The sequence below is a fragment of the Salinimicrobium oceani genome (assembly GCF_012037645.1).
On the sequence record NZ_JAAVJR010000530.1, the window covers coordinates 1 to 478 of the forward strand.

At 47.5% G+C, this 478-nt stretch carries 1 protein-coding gene; it reads right to left on the minus strand.

All coding sequences use genetic code 11. The features are described from left to right. Window positions 1-464: efflux RND transporter permease subunit (locus HC175_RS18080; RefSeq protein WP_209310075.1), on the minus strand; the 464-nt coding region annotated here is incomplete at its 3' end. Window positions 465-478: the final 14 nt, after the last annotated feature.

The following is a 478-nucleotide window of genomic DNA, read 5'->3' on the forward strand; positions in this document are numbered from 1 at the left end:
TTGGGAGGGGTGTAAATTTCCCGAACCTCGCCCAAAGATCCAATTTCCACCAGTTCTCCGCCGGGAGTGGGTACTGTCATTCTTCTAAGGTCTTCTATATTTTGACGAAAAGATTCCTCGTATTGAACCACGATGTCAAATTCATCTCCCTCTTCACGAAATTCTGTTGCCGTGATTCCGGCAATCATCCCTCTAATGGTTTGTCCTACCGTACCTGAGTTCAATCCCAGCACTGCTAGTCTGTCCCGATCCAGATCGATTTGAAGTGCCGGTTGTGGATCACCCCGGTTTACGTCGGCATTGCGTATTCCTTCTATCTGGTTGAGTCGGTTTACCAGTTGTTCAGCTATTTCGGAGGTTTGTTCAAGATCATTCCCAATAACATCGATAGCTACCGGGGGGCCAGAGGCCATTCCACCGGCAGTACTTACCGAAAATTTGATGGCTTCCGGAATATCTTCCATTTCGTTCCTTACTA